Source organism: Bacillus cereus group sp. BfR-BA-01523 (assembly GCF_022662615.1).
In the GTDB taxonomy this organism is placed as follows: Bacteria; Bacillota; Bacilli; order Bacillales; family Bacillaceae_G; genus Bacillus_A; species Bacillus_A mycoides.
Map to the genome: position 1 here is coordinate 115,959 of NZ_JAKUDX010000002.1, position 24,005 is coordinate 139,963.

A 24,005-nucleotide genomic window follows, 5' to 3' on the forward strand; every position below is an offset into this window, starting at 1 on the left:
GGGTTATGGATTATGGCGACGTTAAGAACTTGTGATCAAGGACACGAGTACTACAAAAGTAGCGATTGTCCAACTTGCCCAACCTGTGAGAAAGAGAGAAAGCCAAAAGAAGGCTTTCTTTCTCTTCTTTCAGCACCAGCAAGGCGAGCGTTAGAGCACCATGGAATAACGACTGAAGCAGAACTTTCAAAGTATAGTGAAAAAGAAATTTTGAAACTGCACGGTATAGGGCCAGCATCTTTACCTAAATTGAGAGCGGCTTTAGAAGATAAGGGATTATCATTTAAATAAAAAAACTAATCATTAGCGGGGAGTAGCATCTTCATTAATGATTAGTTTTTATAATCGGTATTAATTAGCTAGATAAACGCGTATAACGAAATCCCATTTTGAAAATCGTAAATCGATGGACAAAACGCTTTAAAAGATGGAGTTATGAAGTATAGAGAACTTGATAAAGAAGATAAGCGAATTGATTATAATATTGAGGAAGGAAGTGCAACACGATGGATTTTGAAACAGTAATGCAAGAGCTTGAAACTCTCGGCAAGGAACGAACTAAAAAAATATACATATCCAATGGTGCAAAGGAGCCACTTTTTGGAGTAGCTACAGGTGCTATGAAACCAATCGCGAAGAAAATAAAAATCAATCAAAGTTTAGCTGAAGAGCTTTATGCTACAGGGAACTATGATGCGATGTACTTTGCAGGCATTATTGCAGATCCAAAAACTATGAACGAATCGGATTTTGATCGTTGGATGGATGGGGCGTACTTTTATATGCTGTCCGATTATGTGGTAGCAGTAACTTTATCAGAGTCAGATTTTGCACAAGACGTTGCTGATAAATGGATTGCAAGTGGTGACGAACTAAGAATGTCAGCGGGATGGAGTTGCTACTGCTGGCTTTTAGGGAATCGAAAAGACCATGAATTTTCCGAAAGTAAGATTGCCAATATGCTAGAAGTTGTAAAAAATACAATTCATGATGCGCCAGAACGTACGAAATCCGCTATGAATAATTTTCTAAACACTGTGGGGATTTCATATGTGCCGCTACATGAAAAGGCAGTTGAAACTGCAAAGGAAGTAGGCATAGTGGAGCTAAAACGGGACAACAAGAAAAGCAGTTTTCTAAACGCTTACGAAAGTATTCATAAAGGACTTGATAGAGGAAGACTGGGGTTCAAACGTAAATATGTAAGGTGTTAAAAAACAGAAGGAAAAGCATTAGCTCTATACAAGAAGAGCTAATGCTTTTTTTACGCTGTTCCAATTTGATCTTGGTCTGCAACGTCCGAATCGAATGTATTTGTTGCACTAACGCCGCTAAAAGTGTTAACGACAAATCCGACATTGGAAGCTCCAGATCCGTTATAAGCTTTCGTATTTTCTTTCGGAGACACGTTATAAAAATCTCCTAAGTTGAAAGAGCCGTTACTGTTTTGAACGACGAGATTTCCTACAACCGAAGGCATACCATCCACCTACTTTACTAAGCTTTTTAATTACTATATGAATTATTTAGAGGAAGGTTCATCAGTAATAAATTGGCGGATTTGTAGCGTACGAGAATTATTAAAAACATAGTCAACATTGCCGATTTGGAAGCACGCGGAATTTAAAAGCGTTCGCAAGTGAACATCATTTACTTCAATAAAAGGGCACTCATTTACAATATTTAGTTTTACATCTGTTGTTCGCTTTGGAATTGTAATGTACTCATCTGTAAAGATTTCAAACGCATCAAAACGACCTTCACCTTTTATATAACAAGGGATTTCTCGATGAACGATAAGCGCTCTATTTTTTAATTCTATTTGATTAGCATCCCCGGCCTGGAAGACAGCTGCAACCCCCATAGAAATGATAGAAACATTTTGTACAACTGAAGTATGACGGAGCATAATTTTTCCTCTCCTCAACCTGGAGTCGGAGGGACATCTGTTACTAATGGTACAAATGGTCCCTCTGTAACGGATTCGAATGGCGTATCAAGAATAGAAGAAAGGATGAGAAGGTTAGCATCTCCAATTAAAAATAATGCGGAAGAAGAAACCCCGGTCATTTTAATCTGCCCTACTTTTAACTCGCGGTTCACAACATTTAAATTCATACATACTTACTCCTTTCGGAAATTACCTGGTATGTGTTGAATAAAGGAAAGGAACGCCTTGTCAATATCTTGTTTCATCGCTTGAATAATGACGTCTCGTAAATAATCGGGATCTGAGGAAATACCCTCATACGATTGAACTTGTGATAAATAATATGGAAGTCTATGTTCCATCTGTTTTTTTATGTCATCCACCATCATTTGTCGATACATCTCATCAAGCGGCGTTCTCTCTTCTTGTTCAAAATGGAGAATTCGACTATATGCTTCTTCATCTAAATAGCGATGCATTTCTTGAAGGATACCTTGATAAAAATCTGGATTTGTTTCTGTTTCAGGATTTACTTTTAATGTTTCTGTATCCACTTGAAAATCTTCAATTTGTTGCCCTTTTGTTGAAAATGGATTCAAGCCAATATTTAAAGTGCCGTTTAAATTTTCTACTTTTAATTGATCGAATTTATATTCCACTTTTCCTATAGAAGAGGAGGGACGACTTTTTAACTCATTAAGCTCTTCTTGTAGTAGGCGAACTTGCTCTTCAAGATTTAGAATAGTTTGCTGCTGTATTTGGAGAGCTTGTTGAAGTTGGTGTAGGTAAGTATATATATCTTGATTCATTTGTGAAACCTCCTTTTCAATAGGGAGGGGAAATATATTCCTGCTATATATTTATGACAAGGATACCTTAAGAAGAACTAGTTGATGGTTTGATGGAAATAATTTGTCCTTTCGCCTGTAATGGACGAAGAGGTTCTGTAAATCCGCCAGAATTTGAGAATTTAGAAAGAGCTTTAATACTACCTGCAGTTCCAATTTGAAAAACGGAAGAGGTCGTAATGCTATCGATTTTAATGCTGTTAATGATGATACTTTGGTTCACATAAAAATTCAATGCAATCGCCCCCTTTAGTTCGAACCAATTATTGCTTGATCAATTACATCTGAATCATTGACGGTCGTTGAGCTTTGATAATTGTAGACAGAGACGTTATCCCCAACATTAAATGAACCGGCTCCGGCAAAAGCGCGTGAATAACTAATAGGCCTAATCGCAAATACATCTCCAATATGAAAAATACCACTTGATCCAATGTTAACGATACGAATATGTCCGACCATAGCTGGCATACAAAACACCTTTCGTTTTTAAAATTTTCTTTTCTACTATTGTATGGGCGTTTTCAATAAAATGTGTATTTTTTCGAAATAAAAGAAACACATACGTTATTGCGTATGTGTTTCGAACATTTGAGTATGTGTGCAATCTGTATGTATAGGCCAAACAACATTTAAGAGCCTGTCCAATTCCTGGCTACAATCTACTGTTTTTTGAGAAGTCATTCCGTAGCGTTCAGCAAAATAGATCATTTTTTCGCGTTTTTTTTCGATAGCTTGCTCAAACATTGAAATCGGCTCCATCTCTCAATAAATTTTATGTATATATGTAGTACATATTATACAAAAATCCCATAAAAAAGAAACATCTTCGCTAAAAAAAGTATAATTTCTACATTTTATGTCAAATAACGGATGAGGAACAAATATAATAATGGTTGAATATTGTAAAAATTAGCGTGTATAAGAAGGTTTTTTTCTTAAGGATGCGAATACAATTATAGGGTATGAGTTTTAGGATGGAGAGTGGAAATGTTGCGTTTTGTAACGGCGAAGAAAGAAGAAAAAGTATTTGTAGGTATTGTGGATGAAGAGGAAGAAAAGGTATTACATTTAAGAGAAGCGCAAAGACAAAAAGGGGAAAAGGTTACTATCCCAATTACCATGTTAGAGTGTATTGAAAGAGGAAGCGAATGTCTTGAGAAAGTGTACGATATTGTAAATTGGGCGAAGGAAAATGCGGGATCGGCGTATTATCCGTTAGCAGAGGTGAAAATATTAGCACCGATTCCAAGGCCGAGAAAAAATATTCTTTGTGTTGGAAAGAACTATCGTGAGCATGCGGTAGAAATGGGCGGAGTAGAGTCTATCCCTGAAAATATAATGATTTTTACAAAGGCGCCAACAACAGTGATTGGAATTGATGAGCAAATTAATGGTCACCCTCACGCGACGAATGAGCTTGATTATGAAGGTGAACTAGCAATCGTTATCGGTAAGAGAGGGAAACAAATAAAAATAGAAAAAGCTCTTGATCATGTTTTTGGATATACAGTTATAAATGATGTAACTGCTCGGGATATTCAAAGGAAACATAAACAATTTTTCCTAGGGAAAAGTTTCGATACATTTTGTCCGATGGGACCGTATTTAATTCATAAATCGATGGTTAGAACGCCGAATGCATTACACGTTGAAACAGTGGTAAATGGAGAAGTAAGGCAAACTTCAAATACGAGAGAAATGATTTTTTCAGTAGAAGAAATTATTTCAACTATAAGTAAAGGCATGACATTAGAGCCAGGAGATATCATTGCAACAGGGACACCAGCTGGTGTTGGTAAAGGTTTTACACCACCGAAGTTTTTACATGCTGGTGATGAAGTTGTTATTACAGTAGAGGGAATTGGTACGCTTAGAAATATTGTGAAATGAAAAAAGAGCTATCTTGTGAAAAGATAGCTCTTTTCTATGGGCGTGGATTAACGGAGTAATCTATGATGGCGAAAATATACAATCCGATTAATGCTAAAGTACAAATTCCAATTAGCATAACTGCAAGTGCGCTTCTCTCACGGCCAAAACCGATAATTGTAAGGAAAACAGCAGCCCAAAATGATGTTTTGAGTAGTGTGAATGTATTAGGAGTTGAATAATGACTGAGTAAAGTTGTAGATAATATGAAGCCGATGAATGTCATAGAAATAAAAATTGTAGCTAAATTATTAATGTGTTTACCGTATTTCAATAGCATACAGTTACCCCCTTTTTAACAAAAACAGAATATTCAATTTTATTTTACGATAAACTATTAAAAAAAGAAAGAGGTTGTCCTATATTTAGGACAACCTCACTATGATTAAGATAGTACAGCTTTAATTTTTTGGAACGCCCACTCTAAATCTTCTTCAGAGATTACTAGAGGTGGTGCAATACGAATTACGTTTTCGTGTGTTTCTTTACATAATAGACCAGCTGCTTTTAGTTGTTCACAGTAAGGACGAGCTGGCTCGTTTAATTCGATACCGATGAATAAACCTTTACCGCGAATGTCAGTAATCATTGGGTTATCAATTTCTTTTAATTGCCCAACTAGTTTTTCTCCTAATTGAAGAGAACGCTCTGTTAATTTTTCTTCTTCTAATACTTCAAGAGCTGCAATAGAAACAGCACATGCAAGTGGGTTACCACCGAATGTAGAACCGTGAGAACCTGGCTCGAATACACCTAAAATGTCGCTGTTTGCTGCAACACAAGAGATTGGGAATACGCCGCCGCCAAGTGCTTTACCAAGTATGTACATGTCAGGAGTTACATTGTCCCAGTCGCAAGCAAATACTTTACCCGTACGGCCTAAGCCTGTTTGGATTTCATCTGCTACGAATAAAACGTTTTCTTTTTTACATACTTCAAAAGCTTCTTGTAAGAAACCAGCTGGTGGAATGTTAATTCCTGCTTCACCTTGGATTGGCTCTAAAATGAATGCAGCTGTATTTGGTGTAATCGCAGCTTTTAACGCTTCTAAATCACCATAAGGAATTACAATAATGCCAGGAAGCATTGGACCGAAGCCGCGCTTGTACTCTTCGTTTGATGACATAGAAACAGCACCCATTGTACGTCCGTGGAAGTTATCTTCACAAACGATGATTTCTGCACGGTTTGCTTCTACCTTTTTCACATCATAAGCCCAGCGACGAGCTGTTTTAATTGCAGTTTCAACAGCCTCTGCACCTGTATTCATAGGAAGTACCATATTTTTATTTGTTAGTTTCGCAACTTTTTCGTACCAAGGACCTAATTGATCGCTATGGAAAGCACGAGAAGTTAACGTCACTCGATTAGCTTGGTCAATTAAAGCGTTAATGATTTTTGGATGACGATGACCTTGGTTTACTGCAGAATATGCACTTAATAAGTCCATATAGCGGTTTCCTTCAGGATCTTCTACCCAAACGCCTTCTGCTTTAGAAATAACGATTGGAAGTGGATGGTAGTTATTTGCCCCGTATGTGTCTGTAAGTTCGATAATATCCTTAGTTTGAATCATGATTGTTCCCCCTTTTGTTATTACAAGAAGTTTGTAAATACTCTAAATATTATAGCATTTAAATATAAAAAAGCGAAACATTTCCTGAAAATATATGAACATGTTATCATATAGAGTGAAAAAGTGTGAAAAAGAGGAGGCAGGGATACGATGGTACATATGCATATTACAGCATGGGCGTTAGGATTAATTTTATTCTTCGTTGCGTATTCACTTTATTCAGCAGGAAGAAAAGGTAAAGGTGTACATATGGGGCTTCGCCTTATGTATATCATCATTATTGTGACAGGTTTCATGTTGTACATGAGTATTGTGAAGACGGCAACAGGTAGCATGCACATGTGGTACGGCATGAAAATGCTAGCTGGTATATTAGTAATCGCTGGAATGGAAATGGTTCTTGTGAAAATGAGCAAAAACAAACCAACAGGGGCGGTTTGGGGCTTATTTATTGTCGCGCTAGTAGCGGTATTATACTTAGGACTAAAATTACCGCTTGGCTGGTACGTATTCAAATAAAAATAAAACCACCTTATGATCTCAAATATTTGGGAGATAAGGTGGTTTTTATTTTATGTCGCATCAATATGCAACTCTTCTCCGTTTACTTTCGTAAATCGCAAAATATTTTTATTAGAGGAAGAGTGGCGTACAAAATGATGCTGCAATGTACAAATCATTTCGTCGTTATCGAATAAAAGAATATTTACTCCTTCGCATGCTTCCTCTTTTGGCAAGAAGGATAAATAATTATGACAATACATGCAATCATATAAAGAGTAATTAAGTGATTGCAATGATTCGGTTAATAATGTAAAGACAGAGTCAGGTAATTCCTCAAGCCATTCATTATAGCTAAGAAGTAATTTTTTTCGAATTCGTATCATTTCCCCGTTTTGGAGAGAATGTTGTTCATTTGCAATTTGTAATATATCTTGTTCATAAAAACGAGCTGGTAGCCAATTGTTGTTATATAAAATTTCAAAACCATCTTCAGCAATATCTTCTAATAGAAAAGCCTCATCATTTTCATCATCAAAGAATACCCATTCTTTGTTTATATATTCTACATTACCGACTGTATGAGCGCGCGGTTGGTTATACAAAATATGTTTGCGTTGTAGCATAGTTCATTTCTCCTTTTATAGAAATAGTTATTCTTGTTATGGACAGTTCGTACGTTCTTTATAACTAGACACACCTAAAGATAGATGGGCATACAATAAAACACGCTTTACACTGTGAAACTGCTATTCCATATGTGGATAGTTAGTTATCGTCAAGTTTGTTGTTTTTATGTATCCGCACTCATAGGGTGGGGATTACTGCACGTTCAGAAACAGATATTAGATTAGGAAGGATGATTCTTATGTGCGGGATTACAGGATGGGTGGATTATAAACGCTCATTAGAAGGGGAAAGGGACATCGTGACGAAGATGGCGGAAACGCTAGCGAAACGCGGTCCAGATGATAATAAAGTTTGGATTAAAGGGAACGTCGCATTTGGGCATAAACGGTTAATCGTTGTAGATCCTGAAGGTGGTAAACAACCCATGACTTGTTTAAAAGACGAAACGAGTTATGCGATTTGCTATAACGGAGAGCTCTACAATACAGAAGATATTCGCAAAGAGTTATTAAGAAGAGGTTATACATTTAAAGGGCATTCCGATACAGAAGTACTATTGGCATCTTATATTGAATGGAAAGAAGAATGTGTCGATCATTTAAACGGTATATATGCGTTTGCAGTATGGGATGAGAAAAATGAACGAGTCTTTATTGCTAGAGATAGATTAGGTGTAAAACCGCTTTTTTATAAATATGATAGCGGACGATTATTATTTGGTTCAGAGTTAAAAGCGATACTAGCGCATCCAGATGTGAAGGCGGAAGTAACGTTAGAAGGGTTGTCAGAAATATTTGGCCTCGGACCATCTAGAACGCCTGGTCACGGTGTATATGCTGGTATTCAAGAACTGCGTCCGGGTCATGCAATGACGTTCTCAAAAGACGGTTTATGCATATGGAGATATTGGAATGTAGAAAGTAAAAAACATGAAGATTCATTTGAAGAAACAGTAGAGAAAACTCGTTTTTTATTACAAGATGCGATTACGAGACAATTAGTTTCTGACGTACCACTATGCACTTTTTTATCAGGAGGTGTAGATTCAAGTGCTATCACAGCAATTGCCGCGAAAGAGTATGAAAGATCAGGGAAAGGTCAATTGCACACGTATTCTGTTGACTATGAAGATAACGACAAATATTTTAAAGCGAATGCATTTCAGCCGAATTCAGATGCACCATTTATTAATTTAATGACAGAGACATTTCAAACAATTCATCATCGCTGCGTCATTTCTAATGAACAACTAGCACAGTATTTAACAGAAGCAGTACTCGTTCGCGATTTGCCTGGTATGGCAGATATTGATTCTTCATTATTATGGTTTTGCCGTGAAATAAAACAAGATTTTGTCGTCGGTTTATCTGGAGAATGTGCAGATGAAATATTCGGCGGTTATCCGTGGTTTTATAGAGAAGATGATTTACAATCAAGTGCATTTCCGTGGATGCGTTCTACAGAAGCACGTGAACAACTTCTGAAGAAAGAATGGAGAAATAAATTAAATTTACAACAATATGTACAACAACGCTATGAAGAATCCATTCAAGAAGTTCCTATTTTAGAGGGAGAAAGCCCATTAGAAGCGAAGAGACGACAATTATTTTATTTAAACATGGTATGGTTTATGACAACATTATTAGACAGAAAAGACCGTATGAGTATGGGGGCAAGCTTAGAAGTACGCGTTCCATTTGCGGACCACCGACTTGTCGAATATGCGTGGAATATTCCTTGGGAAATGAAAATGTATAAAAACCGCGAAAAAGGTCTATTGCGTAAGGCTTTAGAAGGATTACTTCCAAATGATATATTGTATAGAAAGAAAAGTCCGTATCCGAAAACGCATAACCCGCACTATACGAAAGCAGTCACAGTATGGCTCCAAGATTTATTAACGGATAAAGGCTCAATTTTGCATGAATTGTTCGATAAGGAGCAATTGAGCGGATTGATCCAGTCTGGCGGCAGTGCATTTCAAAAACCGTGGTTTGGTCAATTAATGACTGGGCCGCAGCTTTTAGCTCATTTAGCGCAAATTCATGTTTGGTTTAAAGAGTATGGGGTAAATATTAAGGAATAGGGAAAGAGCGGCTTATATTTATGTGAGCCGCTCTTTTTCTTAAATAAATTGTCATATAAAATTCGAAATCATATTAGAAACAATACTTATTTAGAATTATTATTTTGACGTACTTATTATTGCTTGTTATAATTGGAAACAAATGTTCTTGAAAAAGATTCTCATTTCCGAGATTGAGGTGCTATATAGATGACGAAGAAAAGAGGTTTGCTTGTGATGGCGTATGGAACGCCGGAGTCATTAGATGATGTATACTCGTATTCGTCACGGGCGTAAGCCGTCTGAAGAAGCGCTCCAAAATTTAATCGGACGGTATAAAGCAATTGGTGGAATTTCACCGCTTGGGAAAATAATGAAAGAGCAGGCGCATAAATTAACAGATTCAATGAATAAAATGTTTACAGAGTATGAATTTTTTTGTTACTTAGGTTTAAAACACATTGCTCGATTTAGGAGTTTTATATGACACCGATTATGAATGTAAAGTTGTAACTGATGAATTAAATGCCGCATATTTAGACTAAATATGCCCAATTCACAATCTGTATTTATTGCTTGTTTAGCTGAAATTGTTTCCAAAAAAATGAAGGAAATAGTTGACAAGGATTTAATTTTGAATAATAATTAGTTTATAATAATTTTAAATAAATAATAATTACTATGAAGGAAAGAGGAGGATCACCCTTGATGAATCCAAATAAGCGCTTAACAACAAACCAAGGTGCTCCAGTTGGAGATAACCAAAACTCTCGTACAGCTGGTCGCCGTGGACCGGTATTGTTAGAAGACTATCATTTAGTAGAAAAACTTGCTCACTTTGATCGTGAACGTATTCCTGAGCGTGTTGTGCATGCACGTGGTGCAGGTGCTCACGGTGTATTCGTAACGAAAAACAGCATGAAGCAATATACGAAAGCAGCGTTTTTACAAAATGAAGGAACTGAAACACCTGTATTCGTTCGTTTCTCAACGGTTATTCATGGTCAAGGTTCTCCAGAGACAGCTCGTGATCCGCGTGGGTTCGCTGTTAAATTTTATACAGAAGAAGGAAACTACGATATCGTAGGTAACCACTTACCAGTTTTCTTCATTCGTGACGCAATTAAATTCCCTGACATGGTGCATTCTTTAAAGCCAGCACCTGATACAAATGTTCAAACGCCAGATCGTTACTGGGATTTCATGACGTTAACTCCAGAATCTACACATATGATGACATGGGTATTTTCTGATTATGGTACACCGGCAAACTACCGTGAAATGGAAGGTTTCGGCGTACATTCATTTAAATGGATTAATGCAGAAGGTAAAATTGTTTACATTAAATATCATTGGAAGCCACAGCAAGGTGTGCGTAACTTAAGTGCAAAAGAAGTCGAGCAAGTGCAAGGTAAAGACTTCAATCATGCAACTCGTGATTTATTCGATGCAATCGAAAAAGGAAACTATCCGAAATGGGATTTACACGTACAAGTAATGCAACTAGATGAAACGGATTCTTTAGATTTCGATCCACTAGATCCGACGAAAGTATGGCCGGAAGATCGCTTCCCATTAATTGAAGTAGGGACAATGACGTTAAATCGTAACCCGAAAAACTTCTTTGCGGAAGTAGAACAAGCGGCGTTTACTCCAAGTGCAACTGTAAATGGTATTGAACCATCTGAAGATAAATTATTACAAGGTCGTTTATTCTCTTACCCAGATACGCAGCGTTATCGCCTTGGTGCAAACTATTTACAAATTCCTGTAAACTGCCCATACGCTGCTGTTCGTAATCAACAACGTGATGGTGCGATGCAAGTGGATCAAAACCCATCTACAATAAACTACGAACCGAGCCGTCATACTGAAAATCCAGTTGAGGATCCAGCTTACCGCGATTCAACTATGAAAGTAGAAGGCTACGTATCTCGTGAAAAAATTGAAAAACCAAATGACTTCAAACAAGCGGGTGAGCGTTACCGTTCATTCTCTAAAGAAGAGCAAGACAACTTAATTGCGAACTTAACAAACGACTTAAAAGGCGTAAATGAGCAAACGAAATTACTAGCTATTTGCAACTTCTTCCGCGCAGATCATGACTACGGAATGCGTTTAGCAGGGGCGTTAAATGTTGATATTACGCAGTATGTAGGGAATGTTCCGAAGTAAATAGGAAAAGACGACTGGAAGAATTTTCGGTCGTCTTTTTTGTGTAAAAGATGTTATACTTTTGTCGAAAAAATTTTACATATAAGAGGTGTATTTTATGAATGTTGCTATTTTTATTCGTAGTATTTGCTATTGTAAAAATGTTTATAACAATCGTGAAACAGGGTGATGAGCGCGCCGCGTTTATAAAAAATAAAGCGATGGCTGAGACGTTTCAAATTGCGATGGGGTTAATGGTACTTGAGATGATACCTTTTATTTATCATCGGTTTAATGAAACGGTAGGGACACCGTTTAATCCAGTTCGCTTTTTAGCTGTAATAGCGATTGCGTTTCTTATTATATTAAGCTTGAACAAAAGTAAGTACGGTGATTCATAAGTTGTGCAGAGGTATTTCTCGTTTGAGTTACGTAGAATTTTGCAGATAAATCGATATGTTGTGTCGAAAAGTCGATATAATAGAAGGAAACGATCGGTATATTTAAAAAATCGTTGATATATTTTCTATAATACTAGATGGGGTATACATGAGCGCAAATGCGAATAAATTATATGTATAAATTTCACTATATAGCAAAAACGATAAGTGTAATAATTTCCTTTTACTTAATAAAACTAAGTGGCCTGAGTTCTACATCAATAGGAACTCAGGCTTTTTTATGCGAAAAATTTATGAAGTCTTTTTGGAATAAAACTTAGGACAAGAAAGAGTGCGATTTCACCTAAAATAGCGACAGTAATATTGAATAAGAAGGTGCGGAAATTTACAGTGATGTGATTGAGGATAGTGTATTTCCAGTAGGATAAGCTCATGAAAATCACTCCTTATAGTGTTTTTTATAGTATATAAAAGTTGTTTCGTAAAAGTGCATGTCCTTGTTTATAATTTGTAAAAATACAAAATGAATTCTCAACAAAATCTCAACAATTGAGTAAGAAAAGTTTATGGAATATATTACTTATCCCATTACGTAGAAATAGAAGTATTTACAAAATAATCTTCAGAATTAACATAAAATTTACAAAAAACTAATAAATTGTTGAAATAACACAAACAAAAATATATACTCTTTATATACTTTTTACAAAATAAGGGATGTGATGAAATGGTTTACAAGGTTACTTAATTGTATATGAATTGTTCGTTTTAAAGATTCGAAATAACTTTAAGTGAGGAGAAATGAATATGTTTCGATTTATGAAATCTCCAATTGGTATAGCGATTGGGGTAGCAGCGGTTATATTGGCATCACCAAAAGCAAGGAAAGGATTACGAAAACTAGCGGTAAAAACAGTATCAGCTTTTCTTGGTGCGAAAGAACAAATTCAAAGTGCTGGTTCAGAAATGGAAGAAGCTTTACCGAAAGTGAAAGAAGCGGCACGTAAAGTGGCTGTGAGAACAGTATCACCAATTTTAGGAGCGGTAGAAGCTGTTCCAAATACAATTTCTAAATTCCAGGAAAAATGGGTTTCTCGTGTAAATGCGTATCATTCTGAGCAAAATATAGATTATGAAAATTTGCCCGTCAGTCCTTAAGTACCACATGAGCAATAAACCTTTTTACTTCCTTCAAGACGATAAGGAGGATGATGATGCAAAGTAAATCATTAAAAACGAGATTTATACGATCGTTACCTGGAAGGATTCGAATTGAAATTTACAAGCTAAAATACAACAAGAACATGGCGAACTTGATATTAGACCGATTTAGTCAAGCGGAAGGTATTTATCAAGTAAGTCCCTCAATTTCTACAGGAAGAGCCCTTATTACTTACGATATCAACAAGACCTCTCTACATAACATTTGCAAAATAATTCAACTTATAGAAGAACAAGTGACCAAGCGAAAGAAAACTAGTACAAATAGCAGTGAAGAAAAGAAGGAATTAATAGATTATTCATCTAGTGTAGTTTCTCGTAATAATGACACGGTTCATAGCAAAAAGGATGAAGGTGTGCCGTTACCGTTAGCACTTTCAGTTGTTGGGTTAGGTGCTTTCGGCATAAAACAATTATTTATGGGGAGATCTGCCTTAGCTAGAAGTCCTGGTCTTTTTTATGTATCCGGAGCTTTATCTGTTGTGACGGGTTATCCGTTCTTGAAGCGAGGATTCAAAAAAATGGTTGCTAGCAAAAAGATGAATTCTGATCTTGTGCTTGGTGTAGGAACACTTGCACTTGCGCTCGCACGGGAGAATATTGTCGTGCTTGCCGGTCTTAGTCTATTAAACTACTTAAACTGGAAGCGTAGTCAAGCAAACATAAACGAAGAAAATGAAGCGTATAAAGAAAATCTCCTTTCCCCGGAGATTAAAGCCTATAGTGAAAAACAATCAAAATGGGGAATGATTTTTGGTGGAGCAACTTGGGCTTTCACTAGAAATCCTTTGCGCGGAATGGCAGTTTTATTAGCTGCTAATCCCAAACCAGCTGTCTCATCGGCAGAATATGCGTGGCGACAAGGTGATCTTGTTGCAAGAGAAAGAGGATATGTCATTCCGAGTGGTGGGTCGTTATCGCAATTATCTCGGACAAAAACGATAGTATTGGATGATACATCTCGTATATTCCAGGTCTCAGCAGAGGGAATGAGTTGTATTTCACAAGATGAAAATGACGGGCAAGTTTGGTGCACAGCCGCTTCTCTTATTGAAAAAAGTGAGCATGTTTGGAAAGAAGAAGTCGTGCAACAGGCGGCGAAAACTGGAAGAACGTTAAGAAAGGCGTTTGAAGTTCAAGTAGAGAATGAAGGGATAAAAGGTGAAATTCAAAGGATAACTTCCTTTTTCGGAAGTAAAGATTTTGCCGAGCGAAATGGTGTAGATATAAGTGCGTATGAGCTGGAAGCGAAGAGACTTGAAAAAGAAGGTTTTCAAGTTCAATTCGTCGCTAAAAATAAAAAATGCTGCGGTCTATTAGTTGGATCGAAGGTTACCATTATTCCTGAACTCAAAGAAGTAGTCAATGGGTTACGTAAAAATAAGTGGAGTATAGGTGTTTTGCAAAATAGTTTACATGTAAATCGTAACATTCTTTCTCAATACGGTGTGGATGATAGCTGGCAGCAGGGTGATGCTACCAAACGGGTGGAATTGCTTCGTTCAAATGGAGAAGAGGTATTATTTGCAACTGATCAAAATACCGATTTTTCGTCTATATCATTTGAAGAAATAAAAAATATCTCTCAATCTACAGCGTATGCAAACCGAATCAATATGTTGGTGAATGAGCATTTCCGCGCAGCGAAAGTGTGGAATGTGGTGGGAGAGATGTTAGCAGTTTGGTCTATATTCACAGCACCTGTAATCGCCTTATTTGCAAATGCTTTATCGTTAACGTTCTTATCTAGGGCGAAAAGAATGAGCGAGAAGATATTTTCTTATGGAGAATTGTCGAAAATAGTTTCTTCTCAGCAAAAAGTGATTCCTGCTAAACAAGATCAAATTCTGTGGTATACATTTAATCAAGAAAAAGTGATGAATAGATTACAAGTTGAGAAACAATATGGATTAAGTGATGCACAAGTGAATATGCGAAAAGAAGAATACGGAATGAATCAAATTGAACCGAAACCGTCAGTTCCTTGGATTGCATCATTTATGAGCCAATTTAAAGAATTTACATCGTTTATTTTACTTGGAGCAGCCGGGTTATCTGTTATATCTGGTGGGTGGTTTGATGGATTAGCAATGGGGACAATTCTCGTTGTAAATGCAATAATTGGGACGCTTCAAGAACGGAAGGCGGAAAAGGTAGTTGAGGCTTTAAATCAATTCCGCGCTCCTATTTGTAAAGTAATAAGGGAAGAAGCGGAAATAGAAATATCAAGTAGTGAACTCGTTCCTGGGGATATCGTCTGCCTTAAAGCGGGAGACCGTGTACCTGCTGATCTTCGCGTTGTTAACTCTTGGAACTTAGAAATTAATGAAGCGATGTTAACGGGAGAATCACTTCCAGTTGAAAAGAAAGCTGACGCTATGCGAGAAGAATGTTCGTTAGCAGAGCGAAACAATATGCTCTTTATGGGGACGTCCGTAACACGCGGTAAAGTGGTGGCAATCGTAGTGGAAACAGGTATGCGTACAGAGATGGGCTATATGATCTCCTTAATGAAAGGGGAGGAAACAGAGCCTACGCCATTACAGCAAAAGGTGACATCTATTAGTAAAACATTTATTAAAGGGGCATTTGTGGCTGGTGGTCTTGTGCTTGTAGCGGGTCTAATTAGGGGACTGCCAATTACGCAAATGATTACAACGTCGGTTGCTCTTACTGCTTCTGCTGTTCCAGAAGGCTTGCCAATTATGATTACGATTGCTTTAAGTGCGGGTATATTCCGTATGCAAAAGCAAAATGCGCTCGTTCGGAAGCTTTCAAGTTTAGAAACGCTTGGTAGAACAACGGTTATTTGTTCTGATAAAACGGGAACTCTTACGAAAAATGAAATGACTGTTAAAGTAATTGCTACGCCAAATCGTTTATGGAGTGTAACGGGTAATGGGTATGAACCAGTAGGGACAATTGCGGATGTAACTTCATCTAAAGTTGCTGCTTCTGTAGATATGGATGTAGAAGATGCTATTTATCATGAAACGGAAAATATGCCGCTAGAAAATCCTGATTTAGCTCGCATTCTTCAAATTGGTGTCCTTTGTAACAATAGTAAATTAGAGCAGGAAGATGACCTATGGGTTGTGAAAGGTGATCCGACTGAAGGAGCTTTATTAAGTTTAGCTTCTAAAGCGGGTGTGCTGCATGAAGATATGGCGTCATTTGAACGCCATCATGAAGAACCGTTTGATTCTGAGACGAAAATTATGAGTGTTGTTTGTAAAGAGAGTAACGACGAAGAGTTGTATAAGTTCTCGAAAGGTTCTGTAGAGGCAATTCTTCCTCGTTGTAAATGGTATCAAGATAACGGTCAAATATATCCGTTATGTGATAAGGAAAAAGAAGTCGTTTTACAACAAAATGAAAAATTTGCGGAACAGGCATTACGAGTATTAGGTTTTGCGTACAGTGCTAACGAAAATGATGATCTTATTTTTGTTGGGTTAGTCGGTATGGTTGATCCGCCGAAACCTGAAGTGGAAGAGAGTATTCATGAAGCAATTGAGTTAGGTGTGAAGCCAGTAATGATTACGGGAGACCATCCGACTACAGCGATTTCTATTGCGAAACAAACTGGAATTTGGAATCGTGAAGATCGTGTTTTAACGGGATTAGAAATTGATAACATGACAGATGAGGAATTAAAAGAAGTTGTAAAAAGTACATCTGTTTTTGCTCGTGTGACCCCGGCTCACAAATTACGAATTGTAACTGCATTCCAAGCTGACGGTCAAATCGTCGCGATGACTGGAGATGGTGTAAATGATACACCGGCTATAAAAAAGGCGAATGTTGGTATTGCGATGGGGCAAACTGGAACAGAAGTAACGAAAGAAGTTGCTGATTTAATTTTGAAAAAGGATCATTTTGGTTCAATCGTTGAAGGGGTAAAAGAAGGTAGAACGATCATCGGAAACATTCGCAAAGCAGTTGGTTGTTTATTAACGGGCAATTTAGCGGAAGTATTAGTGACGAGTGCGGCTGTTATTGCAGGAATGCCGATTCCGTTAGTACCAATTCAAATTTTATTAATGAATCTTATTACCGATGCTTTACCAGCGATGATTTTAGCTGTAAACCCTGGAAACAAAACGAAGCAAACGAAACGCCAAGATATTGTTGATAAAGAATTGTATAAAAAAGTTGTGACAAGAGGAGTATTGCTTGGGGTAGGTTCGCTCGCTGTATTTGGTATTAGTTTAGCGGCTGGAGTACCTCTTCCAGTAGCGCAAACATCAGCGTTTGCGGCTTTAGTTGCCGGACAGCTCATTCAAACTTTCTCCTGGAGACAAGAGGGATCAGAAGAAACAATTCGCGATTGGTCAAAAGACCGTTTCTTTATTGCAGCGTTAGGAACGTCTTGGCTCGTATTGTTATCAGCTATATATGTACCGCCATTAGCTCGTATATTCCATACCGTTCCGTTAACACTGACGCAATGGATACCTGTTCTTCTTGTAGCGGGTACAGTATCTAAAATTTCGAAGCCTATTATTAATTTAGTTTCATATAAGAATAATAATCTAGTAAAGCCGATAGTTTCTGAATCTGCATTATTAAAAACAGTGTAAAGGAGCAATGAAAATGATACGAAAAGTTGTTATTGGATCTACTTTAGCGTTAGCGAGTGCGGCTTTATTACCTGTCGTAAGAAATACACTTCGTCCGCTTGTTGAATCAGGAGCAAGAGGTGTGAAGTCTACTTTTGAAACAATTAAAGAAGAAGTAGAAGATATTATTGTGGAAGCGAAAATGGATAGGATGCAAAAGCAATTTGAAAAAGAACTTTCTTATGTGGAAGATGACACAACTGATGAACAAGAAATTATAGAAGCGGCAGCTGAACAAGCGCAAGATGAAGAGGAGGAGATTAAGCATGATGCATAAAGCTGTAGAAAAAGATGTAGATTATCATTTGGAAAAAGCGTTAGAGCATTTTGAGCAGGCGTTAGATTTAAGTGTAAAAGCGGCATCAGAAAATAAAGCGATGCAAAAAGAGGTTGCTACGAAAATGGGATCTTTCACTGGTGAAATTTTTCACTCTGTTCGTGAAAAAGGAAAAGCAAATCGTATGAATGTAATGAAATGGTTCACTCTTCCTCGCTTTTAAGCGAGGAGGGGGATTAAGTGGAAGGAATATAGGGAGTTTGTATCTCTCTTATTCATATTCCATACTATGTATGCCGGATAAATTATCTTAATATTCAGAAATATATTTTGCGCGGAGGAGTGAATGAATTAAATGACAGCATGGATGATGGTATTAGCACTGACATTTTCATCAAGCATTGATAACTTAGGAGTGGGAATTTCTTACGGCATTCGCAACATACGAATTAGTCATTTTTCCAATCTTATCATTTCGGTTATTTGCTTTTTGTTTAGTGTGGCCGGGATTTATTTTGGGTTATGGCTTTCGAAAATTTTGCCTGGGATTATGCCAGTAGTCATTGGTTCTTTCTTATTAGTTGTCATTGGTCTTCGAATTGTATTATTAGCAATTCCTCGTAAGGTGGTAGCTGAAGGTGCGGAAGGTGAAATAGCATCTACAGAAATAAATGGTTTAACGAAAAATATAGGTGAATCTGGAGGAATCGGATTTGTAGAATCCATCTTTCTTGGCATTGGTCTGTCTGCTAATGCATTAACGAACGGATTAGGTGCTGGTTTATTCGGTTTGAATCCGATAGCGATATGTGTTGCTGCGGCAATTGGTAGTTTCATAACAGTTTGGGGCGGAGTTGCATTAGGGAGAAAGATAGCTCACGTTCGTATTGGGAAATTTACTTTAGGACAATTTGGAACATTGATTAGCGGAACGTTACTATTAATTATTGCGTTTGCTGCGTTTTTTGATTGATTTATCCCGCTATTTGCGGGCTTATAATCAGCAGGGATGATCATAACCTCCACTGATTAAAGTTTCACTTTATAGAAAGAGAAAGGAATGATATTTTTAACATCAGATGAATAGAAGGTGAGCGAAAGTGAGATTACTTTATAAAAGGTTGAAGTACTCTGAACTTGAGGCTGAATTACAATTAGTAGAAAGTGTTTTAAGTTCAGGATATTTTATTTTATTAGATTTATTCTTTTTGTCTTCGTTATTAACAGTGCTAACTTTTTCCTTGCACCATTCATTTCTAGTTGCATTTTTCACTTTTATTAGTTCTTATATTGTTTGTAGTAGCATATTTTTTTTATTGAGAAAGTGGTTGCAATAAGTTGCTCTATTAAACTACGCAGAAAAAGCCGTCTTAAAAAATTTCGATTTTTTGAGATGGCTTTATTTTATGATTCGTAATATATGTTTACAAAATGTAAACATATATTACGAATCCCCATCTTGTAACTTGGCAAAAAAATTTGTTAATATAATTGTATAGAAGTTGTAGTTATTTTGCATGTGACAACTATGATTATTCTCATGAATAGAGGGGAATGGAATATGTCTGAAGGAAATGAAAGAAGTAATCTTGGGTTGTTATTAAAAGAATTACTGAAGGAAAAATCTTTATCGATGCGAAAACTGAGCGCGCTTACTGGGATTGATACTGCTACTATTTCAATGATTATAAATGGTAAGCGAAAAGCAAATCCAAAGCATTTGCAAAAGTTTGCAGATTGCCTCGGTATTCCGATCGCAGATTTGTTTGTGGCGGCAGGTTATTCTATTGGAACAAAGCAGGAAGAACAATCTGATATTCATGTATCTATTAATAACATTGAGCATTTACTTGAATCTTCACAGTTATATGATCAAAAGTTTAGTATCGCGAATGTAGAGCAACAATTGGCTAATTACGAACAATATTCGCAAACAGAAGAAGGACAAGAAACGATTGAAAAGGGGTTTACCGAGAAGATTCAGAAGGTAAGCAGTATTGGACCATTCATTAATGATCTGAAAGAATTGTATGAGAGATTTACGAAAAAGAAGGGGACACCTGTAGAACTAGCTTTAATGGGAAGTGCTCTCATCTATTTTATTCTATCAGTCGATGTGATTCCAGATTACATTTTTCCTATCGGTTATTTAGATGACGCTGTTGCTGTGCAACTTGTTTTAAATTCGCTATTGAAAAGATAAGATGCTTATATGAATAGATAGATAAAGATATTTATATACCGATAGTTTGGAATATTTGTGTTGTTATGAATATACGAAAAAGGTGTACCCCGTGTTAGAACGGAGTACACCTTTTTCGTATGTTTGTAAGTTTTAGTTCACAGATCTCTCTGTATACTCATAAGCTTTCTCCCCGTGCATCGAAATATCAAGCCCCATTTGTTCTTCGTGCTCATCGACGCGAACAGGGAGGAAGAAGTTAATCGCTTTAATGATGGCGTACGTCATTATGATTGTGAATGCATATGTTGCGCCGATTGCTACAAGTTGTTTGAAAAGGAGAGATGCGTTTCCGTAAAATAATCCGTTAGCGCCATCACCGTTTACAGTAGTAGTTGCAAATAGTCCAGTTGCAATACCGCCCCAAGTTCCTCCGATGCCGTGGCATCCAAATGCATCAAGTGTATCGTCGTACCCGAATTTGTTTTTTAAGAAGAAGACAGCACCAAAACATAATATACCGCCAATTGCTCCGATAAGAAGAGCGGAGAAAGGTGTAACGAATCCGCAAGCTGGCGTAATTGCGACTAAACCAGAAACAACCCCGCAAGCAGCTCCCATCGCAGTCGGCTTCGATTGGAAGAACCATTCAGAAAGCATCCAAGTTAAAGCGGCGGCAGCGGCGGCTATATTTGTATTAATAAATGCAGTTAAAGCTACGTCATTTAAAGATAATGCACTACCGACGTTAAAACCGAACCAGCCGAACCAGAGTAAGCCTGCGCCTAACATTGTAAATGGTAAATGATGAGGAGAGGTACCGCTTATGTTTTTTCGTTTTCCTAGGAAAATAGCTAATACGAGACCAGCAACTCCAGATGTGATGTGAACGACGTTACCGCCAGCAAAGTCTAGCGCACCAAGTTCTCTCAGCCATCCGCCAACGCCCCACACCCAATGAGCGACAGGATTGTAAACGATTGTTGTCCAAAGTAGGATAAAAATAAGAAAGGCAGAAAATCGCATTCTTTCGGCGAATGCACCTGAAATTAAAGCGGGAGTTAAAATAGCGAACATGAGTTGGAACATCATAAATAAATTGTGAGGAATAGTAGATGAGTAGTCTGGGTTTGGTGCGTAGGTAACTCCGTTTAGACCGAACCAATCGAGATTGCCGATAAGTCCGTGCCAATCTGGTCCGAATGATAAAGAATAACCGATAACAATCCATTGAATCGAAACGATAGCCATTGCGCTATAACTGTGCATTGTCGTGCTGAGTACGTTTTTACTGCGAACCATACCCCCATAAAAAAGTGCCAATCCTGGTGTCATCAACATGACCATTACTGTCGTTACAAAAATAAAAACTGTATCCCCCGTATTCATTCTCTCTCCTCCTATGATGTTAGAAAAAATAACATCTATATGTTATGTTTCATATCATATTCGAAATAAAAAGAAAAATCAACTAAAAATTCAGAAAACTTTTTAGGTAATGTTAGAAAACCTAACATGATGTATTTTGGAGGGATAAAATCAACGTATGCGATTTGCTCTAAAAATTGGTATAATATTCTTACAATTGGAAGTTTGGGGGATGCGTGTGAAAAAAATATGGACTAAGGAACTATTCATTTGTTTTTGTTTAGCTGTTATTTTGTTTGTACCAGTACATACTTTTGCGGAAGAAAAAAGGGAATGGCGAGATGAAGTTATATATTCCATTATGATTGATCGCTTTAATAACGGAGAATCGAAAAATGACAAACAGTTAGACGTTGGTAATTTAGAAGGGTATCAGGGCGGAGATATACGTGGGATTATAAAAAGATTGGACTACATAAAAGAAATGGGATTTACTACTATTATGCTTTCGCCGCTTTTTGAAAGTGAAAAGTATGACGGATTAAGTGTTCGAAATTTTCAAAAAGTAAATGAACATTTCGGAACAGAAAATGATGTGAAAGAACTTGTAAATGAGGCTCACAAAAAAGGAATGAAAGTTGTCTTTCAATTTCCGTATGAAGAAAATGAACAACAATTAATAGACTCGATGAAATGGTGGATAAAAGAAGTCGATTTAGACGGAAGTTATGTGATACATAGTGAAAAAAAGCCGCGTGCTTTTTGGGATGAAGTGCAAAAGGATTTGCAGAAGGTAAAGAAAGATTTTCACATTATGACAAAGGAAGATAATGAGTACTATAAAAAAATAGTAGAGTCATTTTCAAAAGCAGATATGTCTGTGAAACCTTTATATGATGTGAGTGGAAAAGAAGAGGAATTCGCTACGTTTTTAGATAATCAAGAAACAAAGCGATTTGCACGTATTGCAAAAGAAAATATGTATTACCCACCGTCTCGTTTAAAACTAGCGATCACTTACTTATTAACATCCCCGGGGATACCGAATTTTTATTATGGAACTGAAATCGCATTAGATGGGGGAGATGCTCCAGATAATAGACGATTAATGGATTTCAAATCTGATGAAAAGTTTATGCAGCACATAACGAAGCTAGGTGAACTTAGACAAGCGAGACCATCTTTACGACGTGGTACGTTTGAACTTCTATATGATAAAGATGGAATGAGTATATTAAAACGAAAGTATAAAGATGAAGTAACACTAGTAGCGATTAATAATACGAAAAAAACGCAAAAGGTTTCCTTACCTGTAAGTGCAATTGGTGAAAAACAAGAGTTAAGAGGATTGTTAGAAGACGAAATTATAAGAGAAGAAAACGGAAATTTTTATCTTGTTTTAAAGCGCGAAGAGTCGAATGTGTATAAAGTTAGCGAAGAAACAGGTGTGAATTGGTTGTTTATCTCCTTAATAGTCGGTGTGAATGTATTATTTATTGCTTTTTTAATTGCGGTTAAAAAGAAAAGATCCTCTGTATAGATAGAGGATCTTTTTTTCTTAGCGGTAGTTAATGAACTGTACGTCGATTGGTAAGTCGACGCTGCGAACGGCTGCGATTACTGCTTGTAAGTCATCACGGCTTTTCGCTGTTACGCGTACTTGGTCATCTTGTACTTGCGTTTTTACTTTTAATTTCATTTCTTTAATGATGTTGTTAATTTTTTTCGCGTTATCTTTATCGATACCTTGTTGCAGAGTTGCACGTTGGCGAACAGTATTACCAGATGCAGTTTCAACTTTTCCGTAGTCCAAGTTTTTAATTGGAACGTTACGTTTTACAAGTTTAGAAATTAGAACGTCTTTTACTTGGTCTAATTTGAACTCGTCCTCAGAAGTTAAAACAAGTACTTCTTTTTCTAATTTAATATCACTTTTACTACCTTTAAAGTCATATCGGTTTTGGATTTCCTTTAATGCGATGTTAATTGCGTTTGTTACTTCAGGTAATTCTACTTTCGAAACGATGTCAAAAGAACTCTCTTTTGCCATAGTTAGCACCTCCAAATAAATTTCTATCTTTTCATGCACCTAAATAGGCTATGTAATATACATATTAAAGTATAGCGGAAAGTACATCGATTAGATAGAGTTGTTGCAACTTAAGTGTTTTGACGGATCATCCGTAGGGGAATATAGTCCTATAGATACAGTCTTTATTTAATTATAGTGAATTTTGGGCAGTTGGACAAATAAAGGAAAAATCGTGTTATAATTAACTTTTGTTTGGAATGATAAAA

General features: G+C 36.9%; 27 protein-coding genes and 1 pseudogene. 16 read left to right on the plus strand and 12 right to left on the minus strand.

The window, feature by feature from the left end; all coding sequences use genetic code 11:
- Window positions 1-12: 12 nt before the first annotated feature.
- Window positions 13-291, plus strand: a complete 279-nt coding sequence (locus MR066_RS04935) for an RNA polymerase alpha subunit C-terminal domain-containing protein (protein ID WP_002011271.1) — start codon at window positions 13-15, stop codon at window positions 289-291.
- 215 nt (window positions 292-506) lie between these two features.
- Window positions 507-1,214, plus strand: coding sequence for a DNA alkylation repair protein (locus MR066_RS04940; RefSeq protein WP_242246157.1), 708 nt, complete (start codon window positions 507-509; stop codon window positions 1,212-1,214).
- A gap of 50 nt (window positions 1,215-1,264) precedes the next feature.
- Here MR066_RS04940 and gerPF read toward each other — a convergent pair whose 3' ends face one another.
- The 7 genes from gerPF to MR066_RS04975 all read right to left on the minus strand — a co-directional run bounded on the left by gerPF (window position 1,265) and on the right by MR066_RS04975 (window position 3,525).
- Window positions 1,265-1,480, minus strand: coding sequence for a spore germination protein GerPF (gene gerPF / locus MR066_RS04945; RefSeq protein WP_001141570.1), 216 nt, complete (start codon window positions 1,478-1,480; stop codon window positions 1,265-1,267).
- Window positions 1,481-1,522: 42 nt separating this feature from the next.
- Window positions 1,523-1,909, minus strand: coding sequence for a spore germination protein GerPE (locus tag MR066_RS04950; RefSeq protein ID WP_002087037.1), 387 nt, complete (start codon window positions 1,907-1,909; stop codon window positions 1,523-1,525).
- Window positions 1,910-1,923: 14 nt separating this feature from the next.
- Window positions 1,924-2,118, minus strand: a complete 195-nt coding sequence (gene gerPD / locus MR066_RS04955) for a spore germination protein GerPD (protein ID WP_002087035.1) — start codon at window positions 2,116-2,118, stop codon at window positions 1,924-1,926.
- Between the two features lie 6 nt (window positions 2,119-2,124).
- The gene (gerPC, locus tag MR066_RS04960) at window positions 2,125-2,739 is read right to left on the minus strand and encodes a spore germination protein GerPC (protein WP_002087034.1); all 615 of its coding nucleotides are present in this window, start codon (window positions 2,737-2,739) and stop codon (window positions 2,125-2,127) included.
- Window positions 2,740-2,806: 67 nt separating this feature from the next.
- Entirely contained in the window at window positions 2,807-3,013 is a 207-nt protein-coding gene (gerPB, locus tag MR066_RS04965) for a spore germination protein GerPB (RefSeq protein WP_001012506.1), read from the minus strand.
- A 14-nt stretch (window positions 3,014-3,027) separates the two neighbouring features.
- Window positions 3,028-3,249: a spore germination protein GerPA gene (gene gerPA / locus MR066_RS04970; protein WP_001111190.1), complete on the minus strand. Its 222-nt coding sequence runs from the start codon at window positions 3,247-3,249 to the stop codon at window positions 3,028-3,030.
- Between the two features lie 96 nt (window positions 3,250-3,345).
- A complete protein-coding gene (locus MR066_RS04975; protein WP_002087032.1) occupies window positions 3,346-3,525 on the minus strand; it encodes an aspartyl-phosphate phosphatase Spo0E family protein in 180 nt (59 codons plus the stop codon).
- Window positions 3,526-3,768: 243 nt separating this feature from the next.
- On the opposite strand from MR066_RS04975, the gene MR066_RS04980 reads away from it, so the two are divergent.
- On the plus strand, window positions 3,769-4,671 hold the full coding sequence (locus MR066_RS04980; protein ID WP_002140809.1) for a fumarylacetoacetate hydrolase family protein: 903 nt from the start codon (window positions 3,769-3,771) through the stop codon (window positions 4,669-4,671).
- Between the two features lie 34 nt (window positions 4,672-4,705).
- Here the strand turns inward: MR066_RS04980 and MR066_RS04985 are convergent, their stop codons facing one another.
- Together MR066_RS04985 and rocD are read right to left on the minus strand one after the other, a co-directional pair.
- Window positions 4,706-4,990: a hypothetical protein gene (locus MR066_RS04985; protein ID WP_000925332.1), complete on the minus strand. Its 285-nt coding sequence runs from the start codon at window positions 4,988-4,990 to the stop codon at window positions 4,706-4,708.
- Window positions 4,991-5,095: 105 nt separating this feature from the next.
- Entirely contained in the window at window positions 5,096-6,286 is a 1,191-nt protein-coding gene (gene rocD, locus MR066_RS04990) for an ornithine aminotransferase (protein ID WP_000616665.1), read from the minus strand.
- Between the two features lie 150 nt (window positions 6,287-6,436).
- Here rocD and MR066_RS04995 point away from each other — a divergent pair, with 150 nt between their 5' ends.
- Entirely contained in the window at window positions 6,437-6,805 is a 369-nt protein-coding gene (locus MR066_RS04995; RefSeq protein WP_002011256.1) for a YisL family protein, read from the plus strand.
- 53 nt (window positions 6,806-6,858) lie between these two features.
- Here MR066_RS04995 and MR066_RS05000 read toward each other — a convergent pair whose 3' ends face one another.
- Window positions 6,859-7,413, minus strand: a complete 555-nt coding sequence (locus MR066_RS05000) for a DUF2777 domain-containing protein (protein ID WP_242246158.1) — start codon at window positions 7,411-7,413, stop codon at window positions 6,859-6,861.
- Window positions 7,414-7,655: 242 nt separating this feature from the next.
- Between MR066_RS05000 and asnB the strand changes: the two genes are divergently transcribed.
- The 11 genes and pseudogenes from asnB (at window position 7,656) to MR066_RS05050 (ending at window position 20,360) form a co-directional block, all read left to right on the plus strand.
- The gene (gene asnB, locus MR066_RS05005) at window positions 7,656-9,503 is read left to right on the plus strand and encodes an asparagine synthase (glutamine-hydrolyzing) (RefSeq protein WP_061675293.1); all 1,848 of its coding nucleotides are present in this window, start codon (window positions 7,656-7,658) and stop codon (window positions 9,501-9,503) included.
- A 189-nt stretch (window positions 9,504-9,692) separates the two neighbouring features.
- Window positions 9,693-9,954 (plus strand): annotated as a pseudogene (locus MR066_RS27475) (ferrochelatase); the annotation flags it as partial.
- Between the two features lie 236 nt (window positions 9,955-10,190).
- A complete protein-coding gene (gene katB / locus MR066_RS05015; RefSeq protein WP_061688967.1) occupies window positions 10,191-11,657 on the plus strand; it encodes a catalase KatB in 1,467 nt (488 codons plus the stop codon).
- Window positions 11,658-11,758: 101 nt separating this feature from the next.
- Window positions 11,759-12,037 carry a hypothetical protein gene (locus MR066_RS05020; RefSeq protein WP_242246159.1) on the plus strand — a complete coding sequence of 93 codons (279 nt, stop codon included), beginning with the start codon at window positions 11,759-11,761 and terminating at the stop codon, window positions 12,035-12,037.
- A gap of 807 nt (window positions 12,038-12,844) precedes the next feature.
- Complete coding sequence (locus MR066_RS05025; protein ID WP_002087015.1) at window positions 12,845-13,195, plus strand: YtxH domain-containing protein; 351 nt, start codon at window positions 12,845-12,847, stop codon at window positions 13,193-13,195.
- Between the two features lie 56 nt (window positions 13,196-13,251).
- Window positions 13,252-17,841, plus strand: coding sequence for a cation-translocating P-type ATPase (locus tag MR066_RS05030; RefSeq protein WP_242246160.1), 4,590 nt, complete (start codon window positions 13,252-13,254; stop codon window positions 17,839-17,841).
- A gap of 13 nt (window positions 17,842-17,854) precedes the next feature.
- Window positions 17,855-18,157, plus strand: coding sequence for a hypothetical protein (locus MR066_RS05035; protein ID WP_002087012.1), 303 nt, complete (start codon window positions 17,855-17,857; stop codon window positions 18,155-18,157).
- The gene (locus MR066_RS05040; RefSeq protein WP_002087011.1) at window positions 18,147-18,380 is read left to right on the plus strand and encodes a hypothetical protein; all 234 of its coding nucleotides are present in this window, start codon (window positions 18,147-18,149) and stop codon (window positions 18,378-18,380) included. Before MR066_RS05035 ends, MR066_RS05040 begins: the two co-directional genes overlap by 11 nt.
- A 132-nt stretch (window positions 18,381-18,512) precedes the next feature.
- Window positions 18,513-19,130 (plus strand): sporulation membrane protein YtaF, encoded by a 618-nt coding sequence (ytaF, locus tag MR066_RS05045; protein ID WP_242246161.1) that lies wholly within the window; start codon window positions 18,513-18,515, stop codon window positions 19,128-19,130.
- Window positions 19,131-19,257: 127 nt separating this feature from the next.
- Window positions 19,258-19,494: a hypothetical protein gene (locus MR066_RS27285; RefSeq protein WP_002087009.1), complete on the plus strand. Its 237-nt coding sequence runs from the start codon at window positions 19,258-19,260 to the stop codon at window positions 19,492-19,494.
- Between the two features lie 224 nt (window positions 19,495-19,718).
- Complete coding sequence (locus MR066_RS05050; protein ID WP_242246162.1) at window positions 19,719-20,360, plus strand: helix-turn-helix domain-containing protein; 642 nt, start codon at window positions 19,719-19,721, stop codon at window positions 20,358-20,360.
- Window positions 20,361-20,492: 132 nt separating this feature from the next.
- Here the strand turns inward: MR066_RS05050 and MR066_RS05055 are convergent, their stop codons facing one another.
- A complete protein-coding gene (locus MR066_RS05055; protein WP_002087005.1) occupies window positions 20,493-21,728 on the minus strand; it encodes an ammonium transporter in 1,236 nt (411 codons plus the stop codon).
- A gap of 157 nt (window positions 21,729-21,885) precedes the next feature.
- Between MR066_RS05055 and MR066_RS05060 the strand changes: the two genes are divergently transcribed.
- A complete protein-coding gene (locus MR066_RS05060) occupies window positions 21,886-23,247 on the plus strand; it encodes an alpha-amylase family glycosyl hydrolase (protein ID WP_242246163.1) in 1,362 nt (453 codons plus the stop codon).
- 18 nt (window positions 23,248-23,265) lie between these two features.
- Here MR066_RS05060 and MR066_RS05065 read toward each other — a convergent pair whose 3' ends face one another.
- Window positions 23,266-23,757 (minus strand): YajQ family cyclic di-GMP-binding protein, encoded by a 492-nt coding sequence (locus MR066_RS05065; protein ID WP_002011241.1) that lies wholly within the window; start codon window positions 23,755-23,757, stop codon window positions 23,266-23,268.
- Between the last annotated feature and the right edge of the window lie 248 nt (window positions 23,758-24,005).

Coding starts and splice junctions, on each gene's coding strand:
- MR066_RS05060 (WP_242246163.1), top strand. CDS start 21,886: ATGCGATTTGCTCTAAAAATTGGTATAATATTCTTACAATTGGAAGTT.
- MR066_RS05065 (WP_002011241.1), bottom strand. CDS start 23,757: ATGGCAAAAGAGAGTTCTTTTGACATCGTTTCGAAAGTAGAATTACCT.
- rocD (WP_000616665.1), bottom strand. CDS start 6,286: ATGATTCAAACTAAGGATATTATCGAACTTACAGACACATACGGGGCA.
- MR066_RS04975 (WP_002087032.1), bottom strand. CDS start 3,525: ATGTTTGAGCAAGCTATCGAAAAAAAACGCGAAAAAATGATCTATTTT.
- MR066_RS05040 (WP_002087011.1), top strand. CDS start 18,147: ATGATGCATAAAGCTGTAGAAAAAGATGTAGATTATCATTTGGAAAAA.
- MR066_RS04940 (WP_242246157.1), top strand. CDS start 507: ATGGATTTTGAAACAGTAATGCAAGAGCTTGAAACTCTCGGCAAGGAA.
- MR066_RS05055 (WP_002087005.1), bottom strand. CDS start 21,728: ATGAATACGGGGGATACAGTTTTTATTTTTGTAACGACAGTAATGGTC.
- MR066_RS05025 (WP_002087015.1), top strand. CDS start 12,845: ATGTTTCGATTTATGAAATCTCCAATTGGTATAGCGATTGGGGTAGCA.
- gerPC (WP_002087034.1), bottom strand. CDS start 2,739: ATGAATCAAGATATATATACTTACCTACACCAACTTCAACAAGCTCTC.
- gerPD (WP_002087035.1), bottom strand. CDS start 2,118: ATGAATTTAAATGTTGTGAACCGCGAGTTAAAAGTAGGGCAGATTAAA.
- MR066_RS04950 (WP_002087037.1), bottom strand. CDS start 1,909: ATGCTCCGTCATACTTCAGTTGTACAAAATGTTTCTATCATTTCTATG.
- asnB (WP_061675293.1), top strand. CDS start 7,656: ATGTGCGGGATTACAGGATGGGTGGATTATAAACGCTCATTAGAAGGG.
- katB (WP_061688967.1), top strand. CDS start 10,191: ATGAATCCAAATAAGCGCTTAACAACAAACCAAGGTGCTCCAGTTGGA.
- MR066_RS05035 (WP_002087012.1), top strand. CDS start 17,855: ATGATACGAAAAGTTGTTATTGGATCTACTTTAGCGTTAGCGAGTGCG.
- ytaF (WP_242246161.1), top strand. CDS start 18,513: ATGACAGCATGGATGATGGTATTAGCACTGACATTTTCATCAAGCATT.
- MR066_RS05050 (WP_242246162.1), top strand. CDS start 19,719: ATGTCTGAAGGAAATGAAAGAAGTAATCTTGGGTTGTTATTAAAAGAA.
- MR066_RS04980 (WP_002140809.1), top strand. CDS start 3,769: ATGTTGCGTTTTGTAACGGCGAAGAAAGAAGAAAAAGTATTTGTAGGT.
- MR066_RS05030 (WP_242246160.1), top strand. CDS start 13,252: ATGCAAAGTAAATCATTAAAAACGAGATTTATACGATCGTTACCTGGA.
- MR066_RS04985 (WP_000925332.1), bottom strand. CDS start 4,990: ATGCTATTGAAATACGGTAAACACATTAATAATTTAGCTACAATTTTT.
- MR066_RS05020 (WP_242246159.1), top strand. CDS start 11,759: ATGTTGCTATTTTTATTCGTAGTATTTGCTATTGTAAAAATGTTTATA.
- MR066_RS04935 (WP_002011271.1), top strand. CDS start 13: ATGGCGACGTTAAGAACTTGTGATCAAGGACACGAGTACTACAAAAGT.
- gerPA (WP_001111190.1), bottom strand. CDS start 3,249: ATGCCAGCTATGGTCGGACATATTCGTATCGTTAACATTGGATCAAGT.
- MR066_RS05000 (WP_242246158.1), bottom strand. CDS start 7,413: ATGCTACAACGCAAACATATTTTGTATAACCAACCGCGCGCTCATACA.
- gerPF (WP_001141570.1), bottom strand. CDS start 1,480: ATGCCTTCGGTTGTAGGAAATCTCGTCGTTCAAAACAGTAACGGCTCT.
- MR066_RS04995 (WP_002011256.1), top strand. CDS start 6,437: ATGGTACATATGCATATTACAGCATGGGCGTTAGGATTAATTTTATTC.